This window comes from Bacillus mesophilum, assembly GCF_008923265.1.
GTDB lineage: Bacteria > Bacillota > Bacilli > Bacillales > Cytobacillaceae > Cytobacillus > Cytobacillus mesophilum.
The window spans coordinates 85,164-101,912 of sequence record NZ_WBOT01000006.1 but is presented as its reverse complement, the minus strand read 5'-3'; the positions used below and the strand labels follow the sequence as shown (position 1 = coordinate 101,912).

Annotated in this window: 13 protein-coding genes; 11 read left to right on the top strand and 2 right to left on the bottom strand. The window is 39.9% G+C overall.

What is annotated here, in order from left to right; all coding sequences use genetic code 11:
• Positions 1 to 314 precede the first annotated feature (314 nt).
• On the top strand, positions 315 to 974 hold the full coding sequence (locus F7732_RS17230; protein WP_151575291.1) for a phosphatase PAP2 family protein: 660 nt from the start codon (positions 315 to 317) through the stop codon (positions 972 to 974).
• A 333-nt stretch (positions 975 to 1,307) separates the two neighbouring features.
• On the opposite strand, the gene F7732_RS17225 is transcribed toward F7732_RS17230, so the two are convergent.
• Positions 1,308 to 2,711: a hypothetical protein gene (locus tag F7732_RS17225; RefSeq protein WP_151575289.1), complete on the bottom strand. Its 1,404-nt coding sequence runs from the start codon at positions 2,709 to 2,711 to the stop codon at positions 1,308 to 1,310.
• A 304-nt stretch (positions 2,712 to 3,015) separates the two neighbouring features.
• The gene (locus F7732_RS17220) at positions 3,016 to 3,531 is read right to left on the bottom strand and encodes an antibiotic biosynthesis monooxygenase family protein (RefSeq protein ID WP_151575288.1); all 516 of its coding nucleotides are present in this window, start codon (positions 3,529 to 3,531) and stop codon (positions 3,016 to 3,018) included.
• Between the two features lie 261 nt (positions 3,532 to 3,792).
• On the opposite strand from F7732_RS17220, the gene hemE reads away from it, so the two are divergent.
• The 10 genes from hemE (at position 3,793) to F7732_RS17165 (ending at position 16,723) form a co-directional block, all read left to right on the top strand.
• Positions 3,793 to 4,839 carry a uroporphyrinogen decarboxylase gene (hemE, locus tag F7732_RS17215; protein WP_151575287.1) on the top strand — a complete coding sequence of 349 codons (1,047 nt, stop codon included), beginning with the start codon at positions 3,793 to 3,795 and terminating at the stop codon, positions 4,837 to 4,839.
• A 25-nt stretch (positions 4,840 to 4,864) separates the two neighbouring features.
• The gene (gene hemH / locus F7732_RS17210) at positions 4,865 to 5,800 is read left to right on the top strand and encodes a ferrochelatase (protein ID WP_066447764.1); all 936 of its coding nucleotides are present in this window, start codon (positions 4,865 to 4,867) and stop codon (positions 5,798 to 5,800) included.
• Between the two features lie 26 nt (positions 5,801 to 5,826).
• The gene (hemY, locus tag F7732_RS17205; protein ID WP_151575286.1) at positions 5,827 to 7,263 is read left to right on the top strand and encodes a protoporphyrinogen oxidase; all 1,437 of its coding nucleotides are present in this window, start codon (positions 5,827 to 5,829) and stop codon (positions 7,261 to 7,263) included.
• A gap of 135 nt (positions 7,264 to 7,398) precedes the next feature.
• On the top strand, positions 7,399 to 7,971 hold the full coding sequence (locus F7732_RS17200; protein WP_151575284.1) for a TetR/AcrR family transcriptional regulator: 573 nt from the start codon (positions 7,399 to 7,401) through the stop codon (positions 7,969 to 7,971).
• A gap of 71 nt (positions 7,972 to 8,042) precedes the next feature.
• Entirely contained in the window at positions 8,043 to 10,211 is a 2,169-nt protein-coding gene (locus F7732_RS17195) for a YhgE/Pip domain-containing protein (protein WP_151575283.1), read from the top strand.
• Positions 10,212 to 10,556: 345 nt separating this feature from the next.
• Positions 10,557 to 11,291, top strand: coding sequence for an MBL fold metallo-hydrolase (locus F7732_RS17190; protein ID WP_151575282.1), 735 nt, complete (start codon positions 10,557 to 10,559; stop codon positions 11,289 to 11,291).
• Between the two features lie 13 nt (positions 11,292 to 11,304).
• Complete coding sequence (locus F7732_RS17185) at positions 11,305 to 12,294, top strand: lipoate--protein ligase (protein WP_151575281.1); 990 nt, start codon at positions 11,305 to 11,307, stop codon at positions 12,292 to 12,294.
• A gap of 150 nt (positions 12,295 to 12,444) precedes the next feature.
• Positions 12,445 to 13,998, top strand: a complete 1,554-nt coding sequence (locus F7732_RS17180; RefSeq protein WP_151575279.1) for a fatty acid--CoA ligase family protein — start codon at positions 12,445 to 12,447, stop codon at positions 13,996 to 13,998.
• 139 nt (positions 13,999 to 14,137) lie between these two features.
• On the top strand, positions 14,138 to 14,917 hold the full coding sequence (locus tag F7732_RS17175; protein WP_151575277.1) for an enoyl-CoA hydratase-related protein: 780 nt from the start codon (positions 14,138 to 14,140) through the stop codon (positions 14,915 to 14,917).
• An 816-nt stretch (positions 14,918 to 15,733) separates the two neighbouring features.
• Positions 15,734 to 16,723: an ABC transporter substrate-binding protein gene (locus F7732_RS17165; RefSeq protein WP_151575273.1), complete on the top strand. Its 990-nt coding sequence runs from the start codon at positions 15,734 to 15,736 to the stop codon at positions 16,721 to 16,723.
• The last annotated feature ends 26 nt before the right edge of the window (positions 16,724 to 16,749 follow it).

Below are 16,749 nucleotides of genomic sequence, written 5' to 3'. Positions count from 1 at the left end.
TCATAATATTTTTCTAAAGAGCTAAAGAGCTGTTCTAGCAAAAAAATCTCCCCTAACTTCTTTTTTGTACTATATTATATAATATTATGAACATTTTTAAAATTATATAAGAGAATTTTTTTCTGTTTCCGAAATAAATTGCTGGATACACCTCCTCATACAAGAATTATTTAAGTGCACAATAGGGTTTACTCAGTAGAAAAATTTTTTAAGAGTACAAAAAAGAATATGAAAATGATGGTAAAATAAGTATCGGCATTTGTCATTGTGAAGAAGTTTTTAAATGAAGCCTTTATTTAGAGGGAGAAGAGGTTATGAGTCTACGAAAGTCTAAATTATCTTATGTTTTTTTAGCCACTGCCATTATTTTTACTATATTGCTTGTCATGGCTGTCCAAACAGGTGAGCGCTTGAGGTTCGACGTCCAGATTACATCAGTTTCAAGCGAGCTTTTTGGGGGCGAGCTGCTTCATCAGTTGTTTATTGGTCTGAATTGGCTGGGCAATACAATGGGAGTAGGCGTAGTTGCCATTATATTTATTCTCTGGCTTGGTTTCTTCAAAAAGGACTTTGTGGGAATTGCTGTTTTTGTATTTGCAGTGGCAGTAGGAAATGAAGTCAATAAGTGGCTGAAAAACACGATCGGCAGAGAACGCCCCGATGCTGAACATTTAGTAGAGGTCAACAGTTTGAGTTTTCCGAGCGGGCATGCGATGATCAGCATGATCTTATATTTTATGATGGCCTATTTAATCATTATGTCTCTTCAGAAAAGTGCAACTCGGTGGCTTGTTGGAGTATTGGCAGCAACGATGATCCTTCTCATGGGCATCAGCAGAATTGTATTAGGTGTCCACTACCCAACAGATGTTGCTGCAGGCTACACATTTGGTTTTATATGGGTGTTTCTGTGCATTATCTTGTATGAGCTTTTGCATGGCGTTTTAGGAGAGCGGAGGAAATTGAAAGGGTAAGCAGCAGGCGATAATAATCAAATCTTTGCTTCCTCAAGGTTACCGAAAAGGGAATTGAGGCTGGAACATAAGAATTTAACAAGACCATAGAACCGAATGATTAGGAAGTAAATCTTCTTAACCATTCGGTTCTTTTTTAACTGTTATTTTAAAATTCACATAGAAATGGAGAGGAGAACACTCGACGCCTGTGGAGAATAGTGAAAAGGGTGAGACCCAAAAGGTACAGAGCATCGAGGAGACTCAGCTAAGTAAATACCACGAAAAGACATTAACCTCACTGGATGAAATCAACAAATCTCTATCTGGAAAACTACCTGATCCATTATTGCTTCAAATTAAAAACATTGCAACAATGGTTGTCACTGTAAGTCCTATTATTACTGGAATCAAGTTTCTGCGTGCCAATTCAAAAGGGTCGACATTACAAATGGCTGCAGCAGGAATGAGCGCCCAAGGGACAAGAGTTCCTCCGCCTACCCAAATGGCAGCTATTTGCCCAAGAGCTGTTAATACAGCTGCACCTGACCCGATGGCAGCTGCAAATAAGCTGGCAATTGATCCAGCGAGAGAAATACCTGAAAAGCCAGAACCATCTAAACCGGTGATGGCACCAACAACTGTTAAAGTAATGGCTCCAACCTCTGCGGATAATGGAACAATTGAGGCAAGTGCAAGCCCGAGGTCATTGACAATGCCAGATGAAGCCTCTGGTAAATATTCTCCGATAATGGCAGTGAATCCAGCATCGCCCAGATAGAAAAACGCAGCAATCGGGATGACAGCACCAAATACTTTAAACCCAAATTGAAAGCCTTCGATTAAATAGCTTGTTGTTTTTTCAAGCCCTTTGTTTTTATGAGCGACAATGGAAATGATCAGAAGGATAAAGATTGAGGTCCCGCCAACCAGTGCCGTAGCATCTCCGCCTTGAAGATTTAATGCAAACATCGCTGCCACGTCGGCAATAAGCAGGAGGGGAATGAACAAGGCGAAAAATCGCTTCTGGCCAAGTGTTAGCAGTGATTCTTGAACACGATCTTCTTTTTCTGAAACTTCTTCTTTTGACTTGCCGGTTTGTGCAGTTAATTTGCCGGTTTTCATGTCTCTTCTAATAAAGTAAAACGCAGTGATCGTTGTCACTGCACCCATGACAATGACAAGTGGTATGCTTGCGGAAACGACCTCAGAAACAGGCAGCCCTGCCGCATCGGCTGTAAGCTTTGGTGCAGCTTGAATAATAAAATCTCCTGAAAGTGCAATTCCATGGCCGAATAGGTTCATTGCCATAGCAACGCCTAATGCCGGTAAACCGACACGAATAGCTACTGGAAGCAGGACAGCTCCAAGCAGAGCAACAGCGGGAGATGGCCAGAAAAAGTAAGAAATAACCATCATTAATATTCCAATTGTCCAATAAGCTAATGCAGGTGTTTTAATAAATTTCGCAAAAGGAGAAATCATCACATCATTAATGCCTGTTTTTGTCAGTGTTTTACTCATGGCAACGATAATAGAAATAATGAGAATGGTTGGCAATAGCTCAGTGATGGCATAAATAAAACTGGAAAAAATACTGCTGACGGATGCACTTAAGGAACCAGAGGCTGCAATAGCAATTAGGAATATGCCAACGATACAAACTATGGTTGTATCTCTTCTCATCACCATAAATCCGATTATTGCTATGATAAACAGGACATAAATCCAATGAAGTAAAGTAAGTTCAACCCCCATAAGGAAATTCCCCTTTCATAAAACATTAGGCTATCGCCTGTTATACAGATTATGAAAAAGGAGAGCAGGTGTGAATGAAATTAAAATCGGGCTAATAGACTGGCGAAATTAAATGAATAAATGGAGTTACTAGATTCATAACACGAAGCAAGAGAAAGGTGGCATAGCTGTAAGAGGGTGCTGGAATAGCTGAATAATGAAAGGTCTGCAATGAGTGACGACTATTGAAAAATGTAAATAGAGAACAAAATAAAAAGCGGAATGACAAAGGAATAAAACCCCTCGTGATTCCGCTTTACATCATTTATTCATCTTCATTTGCACGATAGTATTTGGTAATGTAGGAAGCACCGGCAAAAATCTGAGGCGGTTTGCTCTGTTCTTCTTTTTGTCCGTCTGGTTTGCTGTGCGCCTGTTTAAAACTGTTTGAGTTTTGCCAGTTGTTGAACGATTTTTCATCTTTCCAAAAGGTTAAAACGATATATGTATGATCTTTTTGGGGACGCAAAACGCGCAGACCGATAAAACCTGGTTCATTTTCAATTTTGCCTTTCCGATTCTTAAACCGATATTCAAAAAGCGGTCTCCCTTCATCTGTAACAGGGATATTGTTTAATACGGCAAAGCCTGGTTCTGAGAACTCGCCAGCACTTTCAAAGATTTCATAGGATCTTGGTGCACTAAAAAAGGTGCTGCCAGAAGATTCATGGATTAGCAGTGCATTGTTTTCATTCTCCAGCAGGACGAGCTGTTCATTTGTATGTTTTTCTTTAATATTCTTTAAGAAATCATAGGTGCCGGAAGTAAAATACATAAACATTCTTCAACACTCCTTTCAAATTCAAATGTACAGTACTATTATACATGCTGAAAAATGAATCTCCTAATAATATAGAACGCTTTCATTTGTGTCGCTAAAAAAGAATATTTTTTGACATTTTGTCTGATTTTCTATACAAAATACGAGGAAAAACGATATATTGTAAGCAATCACAAAGAAGCTAACCTTCAAATTTCTATTTTTAAATTATATATATTACAATGTAAGGCAGACAGGTTTTGAAAGGTGGATATAATGTAAATGACAAAACTAATCAATGAAACATTTCTAAAAGCAGCAAAAGGGGAAAAGACAGACTATACGCCTGTTTGGTATATGCGCCAGGCTGGCAGATCTCAGCCGGAATACCGAGCGATTAAGGAGAAATACTCTTTATTTGAAATTACGCATCAGCCTGAGCTTTGTGCTTATGTAACAAAGCTGCCGGTGGATCAGTACAACAATGATGCAGCTATTTTATATAAAGACATCATGTCACCATTGCCGGCCATCGGTGTTGATGTTGAAATCAAATCTGGAATCGGCCCTGTGATTGATAACCCTATTCGATCCAAAGCAGATGTTGATAAATTGGGGGAAATCCATCCAGAAGAAGATGTGCCTTATGTGCTTGATACCATTAAGCTCCTGACACAAGAACAGCTGTCAGTTCCGCTAATCGGTTTTGCGGGGGCACCATTTACTCTTGCAAGCTATATGATTGAGGGCGGCCCTTCAAAAAATTACAACAAAACAAAAGCATTTATGTATTCTGAGCCAGCTGCTTGGTTTGCATTGATGGACAAGCTTGCTGACATGACCATTACATATGTGAAATCTCAGATTTCAGCTGGAGCAAGAGCTATTCAGATTTTTGATTCATGGGTTGGTGCATTAAATGTAGCGGATTACCGTCATTTTATTAAGCCAGTCATGACAAGAATCTTTACGGAATTAAAGGGAGAAAATGTGCCATTAATTATGTTTGGTGTCGGTGCGAGCCATCTTGCATTAGAATGGCATGATTTGCCGCTTGATGTAGTGGGTCTTGATTGGCGGCTTCCAATTAAAGAAGCGAGAGAGCTCGGAATCACAAAAGCGGTGCAAGGAAATCTGGATCCGGCCATCTTACTCGCTCCTTGGAGCGAAATCGAGAAAAGAACGATTGAAATTCTTGATCAGGGACTGCAAACTCCAGGTTATATCTTTAATTTAGGGCATGGTGTGTTTCCTGAAGTTAATCCGGAAACATTAAGAAAACTTACAGCATTTGTTCATGAATATTCTGCAGAAAAATTAAGCAAGTAAGATAAGAAACTTAGAGGTGAACATCATGGAAAGAAAGAAACTTGGATTATTAGTTATGGCATATGGAACACCGTATCGTGAGGAAGATATTGAAAGGTACTATACACATATTCGTCACGGACGAAAGCCTTCTGACGAAATGCTTGAGGATTTGCGCAGCAGATATGAGGCAATTGGCGGCATATCACCGCTTGCACAAATTACAAAAGAACAGGCTGAGGGATTAGAGCAGCATTTAAATGCCATCCAAGACGAATATGAATTTAAAATGTATATCGGATTAAAGCATATTGAACCTTTTGTTGAGGATGCTGTACAGCAGATGCATGCAGATGGCATTACAGAAGCTGTTAGCATTGTGCTTGCACCACATTTTTCGACTTTTAGCATAAAGTCTTACAATGGCAGAGCAAAAGAGGAAGCAGAGAAACTTGGCGGTTTAACGATAACATCCGTTGAAAGCTGGTATAAGGAGCCGAAATTTATTCAATATTGGTCAGACGCTCTAAAAACGGTTGTAGATTCAATGCCAGAGGATGAAAAGAATGACTTTGTGCTAGTTGTATCTGCACATAGCCTGCCAGAAAAAATTATACAAATGGGAGATCCATATCCAGATCAGCTCAAAGAAACGGCTGACTTAATTGCAGAAGCTGCGCAAATCAAGAGCTATGAAATTGGCTGGCAAAGTGCCGGCAATACGCCAGAGCCTTGGTTAGGACCTGATGTTCAAGATTTAACGAGAGATTTATACGAACAAAAAGGCTATAAAGCATTTGTATATGCTCCTGTTGGCTTCGTTGCTGAGCATCTTGAAGTATTATATGACAATGACTATGAGTGCAAGGTAGTCACGGATGAAGTTGGTGCGAGCTATTATCGTCCAGCAATGCCAAATGCGAAACCAGAATTTATTGATGCAATGGCAGCTGTTGTTTTAAATAAACTGAAAGAAAAATAATAGGAAAAGAAAAGAAGGCGAGAATCGTGCAAGGAGACAATTACAAGGTGGTAATTATTGGAGGCGGCATAACTGGTTTGGCAACTGCTTACTATTTGCAGAAGTCTGCAAAGGAATCAGGAAAGTCCCTTGATGTAAAGCTGATTGAAGCAACACATCGCCTTGGAGGGAAGGTACATACCGTAAAGAGAGATGGCTATGTAATTGAAAGAGGTCCGGATTCCTTCCTCGCCCGTAAGAGAAGCGCTTATCGGCTTGCAGAGGAAGTTGGAATGAAAAAAGAACTTGTTACAAGCACATCAGGCAAATCATTTGTTCTTGCACGGGAGCGCCTGCATCCTATGCCAGGCGGCTCTATTATGGGTATCCCTACTGAGATTGCTCCATTTATCACAACAGCCCTCTTTTCGCCAGGAGGCAAACTGCGGGCAGCAGCAGATTTTCTGCTGCCTCGGTCAGCTCCAGTTTCAGATCAGTCTCTCGGCGGATTTTTCCGCAGAAGGCTTGGGAATGAAGTTGTAGAAAATCTGATAGAGCCTTTATTATCAGGAATTTATGCTGGGGACATTGATCAATTAAGCTTAATGTCAACATTCCCTCAGTTTTACCAAGTAGAGCAGAAACATCGCAGCTTAATTCTCGGAATGAAAAAAGCAGCGCCAGCAGCTCCAAAAAAGGAGCAGCATAAAGAAGAGAAACAAGGTGCATTTTTAACATTTAAATCCGGGTTAGAATCTTTTATTCATGCTATAGAATCAAAGCTTGAAAGTGGTTCTGTCTATAAAGGTCTCCGAACAGAGAGCGTAACTAAACTCTCAAAAGGCTACAAAATATCAATGAATGGCGGAGTGGAGATTATCGCTGATAGCGTTGTCCTGGCTGTTCCGCATCACGCTGCTGCATCAATACTTAATGAAACAAAGATAATGGATGAGTTTAAAGAAATGCCTTCCACATCCGTTGCTACAGTTGCATTAGCATTTCCGGAAAAAGCCATTGTTAAAGATATAGATGGCAGCGGATTTGTCGTTTCAAGAAATAGTGATTACACCATAACAGCTTGTACATGGACACATAAAAAATGGCCGCATTCAGCTCCAAAAGGAAAAGTGCTGCTCAGGTGTTATGTTGGCCGCGCAAACGATGAGACAATCGTCGACTTATCAGATGATGCCATTATTGCAAGTGTTTTAGAAGACTTAAGAAAAACAATGGATATCACGATGGAACCTGAATTTTCGGTTGTTTCAAGATGGAAGGATTCAATGCCGCAATACACAGTTGGTCATAAAAAGCGAGTAAGCAGTACACAAGAACAGCTGTCAGCAAAAATGCCAGGTGTATTCTTTGCGGGAAGCTCTTATGATGGCTTGGGCATGCCTGATTGTATAGATCAGGGAGAAGAAGCGGTAGATAAGGTGTTAGAGTTTTTACAATATAGAGAGAAGCAGGCTGCCTTTTAATTAAGGCAGCTTTTCTTTGTTTTGGTGAGATTATGCAGGAAAATATTTGATGGTTGCAAACCGATAAGAATCATGCTAAATTATTTTTATGAAAATTGACCGATTTGTTCATTTGGTCAGTTATGAGGTGAAGGAATGTCTGTTGATCGTAAAAGATTAATCATTGAGGCAGCAACAAAGAGCTTTTCTTTATTTGGCTACAAAGCAACAACGATGGATCAGGTAGCAAAAATTGCAAATGTAGGTAAAGGAACAATTTATACTTTTTTTAAAAACAAAGAGGAGCTCTTTGATGAAATCATTTCAACATTAATTTCTGAAATGAAAAGGGAAGCCGACGAGGCGATTGATCCTGAGCTGCCTTTTCACGAAAATGTCCATCGGGCACTTTACAAAATCCTGGAATTCCGCAAACAGCATCAGCTGACAATCAAGCTCTTTCAGGAAGAAAAGGAAATGGGCACACCTGCTGTATTAGAGGTGATGACGAGGCTGGAGGCTGCCATTATCCATTATGTGAGGGAAAAGGTGATTGAGGCAATTAAAAAAGGTGAGATACAAGCATGTGATCCAGAATTGACCGCCTTTATTATGTTAAAACTGTATGTCTCACTCATATTTGATTGGGAGAAAGGGCACGAACCTCTCGAAAAGGAGAGGATAGCAAAAATATTTGAGCAATACGTATTTAAAGGATTATCTGTGTAGATAATCCTCCATTTTTTCATTAAAATGACCAATTGAACATTATGGTCAACAGTACTGGAGGAAGGACATCTATGAAGGGAAGTTTACTAAAAGCAGAACTTAAATCCATTTTCGGCAATAAAAAAGTGCTGATTCCAATTATGGCTATTTTATTTATCCCCATCTTATATGCGGGCATGTTTCTTTGGGCATTTTGGGATCCATATGGACATTTAGATCAATTGCCTGTTGCGATTGTAAACGACGACAAAGGTGCTGATTTTGAAGGTGAAGAACTGCAGCTGGGAAATGATCTGGTGGAAAACTTAAAGGAAAGCGCTGATTTTTCCTTTCATTTTCTAGCGAAAGACAAAGCTTATGAGGATCTTAAAAATGAACAATATTATTTGCTCGTTGAGATTCCTCAAAATTTTTCTGAAAACGCGACAACTTTGCTGAAAGATCACCCGGAAAAATTAGATTTAAAGTATGTTACGAACGAAGGCTACAACTTTTTATCCGGAAAAATAGGAGATTCAGCAATCGAAAAGATTAAATCATCTCTATCAGAAAAAATTACGGAAACTTACGCTGAAAAGATGTTTGATAAAATGACAGAGGTTGCTGACGGTCTTGGCGAGGCAAGTGATGGTGCTGCTGAGCTTGATGCAGCTGCCAAAGATTTAAAAACGGGGTCAGGAGAACTGCATAAGAATCTAGTCACATTAGCAGAAAAATCCATTGCATTTAATAATGGAGTAGGTGAAATCAATAGTGGTTCAAAAGAGATTGCAAATGGTGCCGGAAATTTGGCCAGCGGCATGCAGCAGCTGGAGGAAGGACATAAACAGCTTGAAGGAGCAGCAGGACAGCTAGCAGCCGGTCAAAGTGATTTAGCATCAGGCATTCAGCAGACTGAGGAAGGGATCCATGCTGTTGACGAAAAACTTCCTGCTTTAACAGGCGGCACAGAAGAATTAGAGTCTGGTGCAAAAACACTATCATCATCTTTAGTACAGTGGGAATCTAGTGCTGAAAAGGTAAGTAATGGTATTAAAGATTTAAAGGCTAATCTGCAGGCAATGATCTCCCAGCTTCCAGAAGATTCACCTGAAAGAGTTGCTTTAGAATCAAGTTTAGAAAGTCTTATAGCTGGAACAACACAGCTTGCAGACTCTGCTTCCGATTTGTCTGCTGGTGCGACCGAGCTTGCTGCTGGACTAACGGGCTTACATGAAGGTCAAACAGGATTACAGCAAGGAATACAAAAACTTGCAGAAGGGGCTTCCGCTTTAAAAAGCGGATCTGACTCACTTGTGCAAGGACATTCAGACTTTCAAGCAGGCATGGAGCAATTTGCTGCTAAATTTACAGAAGCAAAGACAGGAGCAGCTGAGCTTGCTAAAGGAGCAGGTGTATTATCTGGAGGTGTTGGTGAGCTTACGAATGGATCTGCTAGTTTTGCAGATGGTACCAAAAAATTATCGGACGGTTCAACAAAGCTTGCAGATGGAAACGCCAAAATGTCTGACGGTTCTGGCCAGCTTGCAGACAGTTTAGCTGAAGGTGCAGATCAAGCTAGTTCCGTTCACGCTACAGACCAAACAGTTAATATGATGGCGAGTCCAGTAGAACTCGACTCTGATGGCATCAGTGATGTACCAAATTACGGAACTGGCTTAACGCCTTACTTTTTATCACTGGGATTGTTTGTCGGTGCCTTATTGCTTACAATTGTTTTTCCGGTGAAAGAACCTGCTGCAGAGCCTAAAAATGCATTCAGTTGGTTTATCGGCAAATTTGGCGTGATTGCAGGTGTAGGTGTGATTCAAGCACTGATTGCTTCGTTTGTGATGCTGGCAGGATTAAACCTTGAGGTGCAAAATGTAGGCTTGTTTATTCTTTTTGCGATCATCACAAGCTTAACCTATATAGCAATCATCCAGTTCCTGGTTACAAGTTTAGGAGATCCTGGCCGTTTTATCGCCATAATCATCTTAATTCTGCAGCTCACAACTAGTGCAGGGACATTCCCGCTCGAGTTAATTCCAGATGTTTTACAGCCAATTCACGCCCTTCTGCCAATGACTTATTCTGTTGCTGGCTTTAGAGCAGTCATTTCTAGCGGAGACTTCAGCTTCATGTGGCATAATGCAAGCTTCTTAGCAGGATATATGATTGTTTTCATAATGGGAAGCATGCTGTATTTTCAATTATTATATAAACGATTGCACGGGGGTTCAGAATCCTTAACACATTGATTGTAATTAACATACTAAGAATTAGTGGGGAAGGTCATTGACGGATGACTTTACCCACTATTTTTTTTTGAGATATAGTGAGGCTGAATCAAAAATTGTAAGCCAAGGAAAGCCCAAGCAATTAGCAGATCCTTTCATTGATGCTCTGCAGGATTGTTTGGTTTTTTTGCTGCCTATAGCAGTGAGAATACACACTTCAAGTTGCTGAAAAAAATGTTTTAATAGAGAGAGGTGCCAATTTCCAGAACACTATAGTATTTATTTAATATGCCAATATCAAAACAGTGAATTTATGGACATGATAAAGTATATTGGAATTAAGAAATTTAATTTGGAGGTTATCGGATGAAACTAACGATTATTGGCTGCTGGGGCGGCTATCCAAAGATGAACGAAGCAAGTTCTGGCTATCTTTTAGAACATGAAGGTTTTCAAATGCTTGTAGATTGCGGCAGCGGTGTGCTTTCGAAAATGCAGGAGTATATTCAGCCGGAACAACTGGATGCTGTTATTCTTTCACATTATCATCCTGATCATAATGCAGATATCGGTGTTCTGCAGCATGCCAGATTAATTCAGGGATTCCTAGGAAAAGACATGCCGGAACTGCCTATATACGCTCATGATGGAGATGGAACTGAATTTAAAAAGTTAACTTATAAAAATATTACAAAAGGCATAAAGTATAATCCTAATCAGCCGTTAACAGTAGGACCATTTAAAATTACCTTTATGGAAACGGTTCATCCTGTGCTTTGTTATGCCATGCGTTTTGAAGCTGGCGGAAAAGTGCTGGTATACACGGCAGATACTGCCTACAAGGATGAATTGGCCGGCTTTAGTCAAGGTGCTGATTTGTTAGTAGCTGAGTGTAATTTTTATGGAGATCAGGATGGCAGAAATGCAGGGCACATGAATAGTTTTGATGGAGGGAAGCTCGCGAATAGTGCGAATGCTGGGCACTTAGTCTTAACTCATTTACCCCATTATGGTAAACTTGAGATGCTGATTGAAGAGGCTGGACAAGTGTTCGAAGGCCCTATATCGCTTGCAAAAACAGGTGAATGCTTACATATTTGAGGAGTGAATTGAAATGTTGTTTATAGATAACAAAGGCATTAACGATCCGCAAATTAACCTTGCGATTGAAGAATACGCATTAAAAAACTTGGACATCAATGAAACATATTTATTGTTTTACATTAATGCTCCTTCCATCATCATCGGTAAAAACCAAAATACGATTGAAGAAATCAGCACGGAGTATGTTGAAAAGAATGGGATTACAGTTGTGCGCAGACTCTCTGGCGGCGGAGCGGTTTACCATGATCTTGGAAATTTAAATTTTAGTTTTATTACAAAAGACGATGGTGAAAGCTTTCATAACTTCCGTAAATTTACCGAGCCTGTTGTTAACGCATTGAAAAAGCTTGGTGTTAATGCAGAGCTTAGCGGCCGCAATGACTTAACGGTTGAGCGCCGCAAGATTTCCGGCAACGCACAATTTTCGACTAGAGGCAGAATGTTTAGTCATGGCACGTTAATGTTTGATTCTGAGATTGATCATGTTGTATCTTCCTTAAGAGTTAAGAAGGATAAAATTGAATCTAAAGGAATTAAATCAATTCGAAGCAGAGTGGCAAATATCTCAGAATTCCTGCATGAAAAGGTAACAATTGAGGAATTCCGTACACTTCTATTAAAAAATATCTTTGGTGATATTGAGGATATCCCTGAATATGTCCTGACAGAGGAAGATTGGGAAAAAATTCATCAGCTTTCTAAAGAAAGATACCAGAACTGGGATTGGAATTATGGAAAATCTCCAAAATTTGATTTGCAGCATTCTCACCGCTTTCCAGTTGGTTCAATTGATATCAGACTAAATGTCAATAAAGGCATCATTGAAGAATGCAAAATATATGGTGACTTTTTTGGTGTAGGTGATGTTGGTGAAATTGAAGAAAAACTGACTGGTCAGCGCTATGAAAGAGCTGCGATTGAAGAAGCTTTAAAAGATACAGACATCAAGCATTATTTTGGAAATATTACGATGGAAGACTTTTTACAATTAATATATTGAGGGAAGACAGAGAGAAGTGCGTATTTTGCACTTCTTTTTTGCTTCATCTATTGCGGCAGGAAAGATCTTTTAATATAATAAATTTAGAAAATTTTTAATTATGAAATGAATGACTATTCATTCATTTCGTCATACAAAGGGGATGAAAGGATGAATCTGACAAAGCAATTGCATGAGACAGCTTTAAAAAATGGAAGCAGAACGGCGTATTATTTTATGGGAGAAAGCTGCACATATGGTGAATTAGATGGAGCTGTTACAAAGTTTGCGTCTGCACTGGCTGATTTAGGGGTAAAGCAAGGCGATCATATTGCTTTGCTGCTTGGGAACTCACCGCATTTTGTGATCTCCCTGCATGGTGCTCTTAGACTTGGGGCTACTGTAGTCCCCATTAATCCAATTTACACACCGGATGAAATTGCTTATATTGTGAATAATGGCGATGCGAAGGTTGTAATTATGCTTGATTTACTTGTGCCGCTTGCCGAAAAAATGCATCAGTCGCTGCCGACAGTTGAACATTTTATCGTATGTGAAACATTGAATGGACAGGCAGCCCAACAGGGTGATTCTTCCATATCACAGTCTAGTAAAATGAAATCGTTTACACGTTTGCTTTCTGAAGGAAGTCCTCACTATCAAGGTCCTGATACAGCAGATCATGATGCGGCTGTAATTCTGTATACGTCAGGAACAACTGGAAAACCTAAAGGTGCCATACTGACACATGGGAATTTATACAGCAATGCCAAAAGTGTCAGCGATTTTCTTCATATGAATGAAAATGATATTGTGATTACCACACTGCCGATGTTTCATGTGTTTTGTTTAACAGTTGCCTTAAATGCTCCCCTTTTGAATGGAGCAACCATTCTAATTGATCCGAAGTTTAGTCCAAAAGAAATCTTTAAGCTGGCTAAGGAATATAAGCCGACTGTTTTCGCAGGGGTACCAACGATGTATAATTTTCTTCTTCAATATGAAGAAGGTGAAGCTGCTGCACTAGAAAGCCTGCGTCTCTGTATTTCTGGCGGTGCATCTATGCCTGTAGCCCTTTTAACCAGCTTTGAAAAGAAGTTTAATGTTGTAATCTCGGAGGGTTACGGATTGTCTGAGGCTTCTCCAGTGACCTGTTTTAATCCGTTAGATTCCCCGAGAAAGCCCGGATCTATAGGAAAGTCCATCATTGATGTTGAGAATAAAATTGTGAATGAACTTGGTGAAGAAGTCAAGCTCGGTGAAGTCGGTGAATTAATTGTCCGCGGTCCGAATGTGATGAAGGGCTATTACAAAGCACCGGAGGATACAGCAGCAGCTCTGCGAGAAGGATGGCTGTATACGGGAGATTTAGCCAGACAGGATGATGAAGGGTATTTTTATATTGTGGATCGAAAGAAGGACATGATCATTGTCGGCGGCTACAATGTATATCCGCGGGAAGTAGAGGAAGTTTTATATGATCATCCAGATGTGATTGAAACAGCTGTGCTTGGAGTTCCAGATGCTAATTTAGGAGAAGCGGTGCACTGTTTTATTGTCAGCAGAAATCCGCAGCTGACGGAAACAGACTTGTTAAGTTATTGCAGTGCGCATCTGGCAAAATACAAAGTTCCAACTTCAATTGAATTTATTGATGAGCTCCCGAAAAATACAACTGGAAAAATATTGCGCAGAGCATTACGAAATAAACTGGCAGCAAAATAATATGCCGAGCAGACCGCTTGAAGGTTTATGTGATTCCTACATGAGCTGTATAGCGGTTTTTTTTTATTCAGAAGATTGAAAGGGTTTACAATGTTTGTTCTTGAATAGTATTTATATAGATAATAGAGGAGGGGCAGTCATGAGTTGTATCTTAGTAGAGAAGTTTGATTTTATCAGTGTGATCCGTCTAAATCGCCCAGATGCTTTAAATGCCTTTAATTATGAAATGCTAAATGAACTTCAAAGCGTAATAGAAGGAATCCGGATAGATAAGGATGTCAGAGCCGTTATTTTTACGGGAGTGGGTGAAAAGTCATTTAGTGTGGGTGCTGATCTTAAAGAACGCAAAACATTGTCTCAGGAGGAAGTACGCCGCAATATTTATAAAATTGGAGAGGTGTTTACAGCAATAGACACACTTCCCCAGCCTACCATTGCGGCGATTAATGGTTTTGCCTTTGGAGGCGGCATGGAAATGGCTTTATCATGTGATTTTCGATTTGCTGTGAGAGAGGCCAAAATGGGATTAACGGAGACAAGTCTCGGGATTATTCCAGGGGCCGGCGGGACACAAAGGCTTCCGCGGATTATTGGAGAACCAAAAGCACTAGAACTCATTTTAACGGCGAAGCGATTCTTAGCAGAAGAAGCACTGGAATGGGGACTAGTGACAGGGGTATCCGAAAAGCCGCAGCAGTTATTAGATGAATGCCATGCGTTTGCTGAGCTCTTACTCAAAAACGGCCCTATTGCCCTTCAGCAGGCGAAATTTGCGATTAAACAAGGCATGAATACAGACCTGCAAACAGGATTACAGATAGAGAGAAAAGCATATGAAGTAACAATTCCGACGAAAGACAGGATAGAAGCACTGGCTGCCTTTTCGGAAAAAAGAGCACCTGTTTTTATAGGGGAATAATACAGTCAATGACGTTAGAGGCTGGGACATAAGTATTTAACACACCTATTGAACCGAATGGTTAGGAAGATCGTCTTTCTAATCATTCGGTTTTTTATTTATAACTATAAAATATATTTATTTACATGAGTGAAATGGAGCGGAGGGCCCTCGACTCCTGCGAGCTGCAGAGCAAAGGGTGAGACCCCGCAGGACGAAGTGACGAGGAGGCTCAGCTTGCTCCCCGCGGAAACCGAGGGTGCGCAGCGCAATGGAACGGTCTTGATTAAATACCGAAACCAAGATATTGAATATTCGTGTTTTAGAAATATTAATTTCGTTTTGTCCCAGCTTCTTTCTGTTTAAAAGATAAAGATAGGAGAAGAGGAGAATATTCTGTCTAGCCAGTTCGGAAAGAGGGGGAGATAGTATTTGATAGGAAAATTTGCAGATTTGATAGGAAAAGCTTTTATTTTGATAGGAAAGCGCGGAAGTTTGATAGGAAAAGCAATAATTTTGATAGGAAACTTGAAAATTTTGATAGGATCTCCATAAATATGCTTTGAAAACTTCGATTAAAAGGGAATATACCTTATTTTTAGAATGGAAAAATGCAAATTCAATCATAAAGTAATAGAATTTCACCTGATAAACCACCAATTTAACTAAGCTTTAATCTTCAGTACTTCTCAGCCTCATTTTTAAATGTATAACTCATGACATAAAAATTTCAAAATTATCTCCCAATTTCAAAAAATCTCTTGTGTTTGTTTTGCTTCGGATTTATAATTTAGTGAATAAAAGCATAAAAGCGTTAAAGTGGAGGGGGAGCAAGAAATGAAAAAATTAATTTATGGTGCAGGGTTTTTAAGTATGCTGCTGCTCAGCGGCTGCGGAAGTTCTGCAAGCGGTGATAATGCAAACAGTAATAGCGGTGGTGAGGATGCTTATAAGATAGGTGTAACACAATTGGTTGAACATCCATCTTTAGATGCCGCGTTTGAAGGTTTTAAAAAGGCGCTTGAAGAGGAAGGTCTTGAAGTTGAATATGATGTGCAAATTGCACAGGGAGATCAAAATAATAACCAAACCATTGCAAACAATTTTGTTGGAGATGGTGTGGATCTGATTTTTGCTAATTCAACTCCAAGCGCATTAAGTGCTCTGAATGCGACAAAGGATATTCCGATTATCTTTACATCTGTAACAGATCCTGTCGGCGCTGAGCTGGTAAAGTCAGTGGATGAGCCAGGTGAAAATATTACTGGTACGATCGATAATCATCCAGATGCTATTCCTAACACGGTTAAGTTTATGGACGAAGAGATGGATGGTGACAGTGTTGGAGTGGTTTATAATGCTGGTGAACAAAATTCTGTTGCGCAAATCAATCTGGTAAAAGAGGCAATGAAGTCTACAGATTTATCACTTGTAGAAGCGACGGTTTCAAATTCATCAGAAGTAAAGCAGGCTGCCGAATCTCTAATTGGAAAAGCAGATATGTTCTATATTATTACAGATAATACCGTTGTTTCTGCGCTTGAGTCTGTTATTCAAGTTGCAAATGATGAGGACCTTCCGCTGTTTGTTGGGGAACTGGATTCTGTCAGCCGCGGGGGCTTTGCAGCATATGGATTTAATTATGATGATATTGGCTATGAAGCAGGCGTCATGGCAGCACAAGTATTGAAGGGAGAAAAACAGCCTTCAGAGCTTCCCGTTCAATATCCTCAAAATCTAAAGCTATTAATCAATAAAAACGCTGCAGCTGAAATGGGTGTAGAACTAAAAACAGAATGGGAAGAGATTGCGGAGTTTGAAGAATAATAGCGGCAATTAGAAAGGAAGAGCTT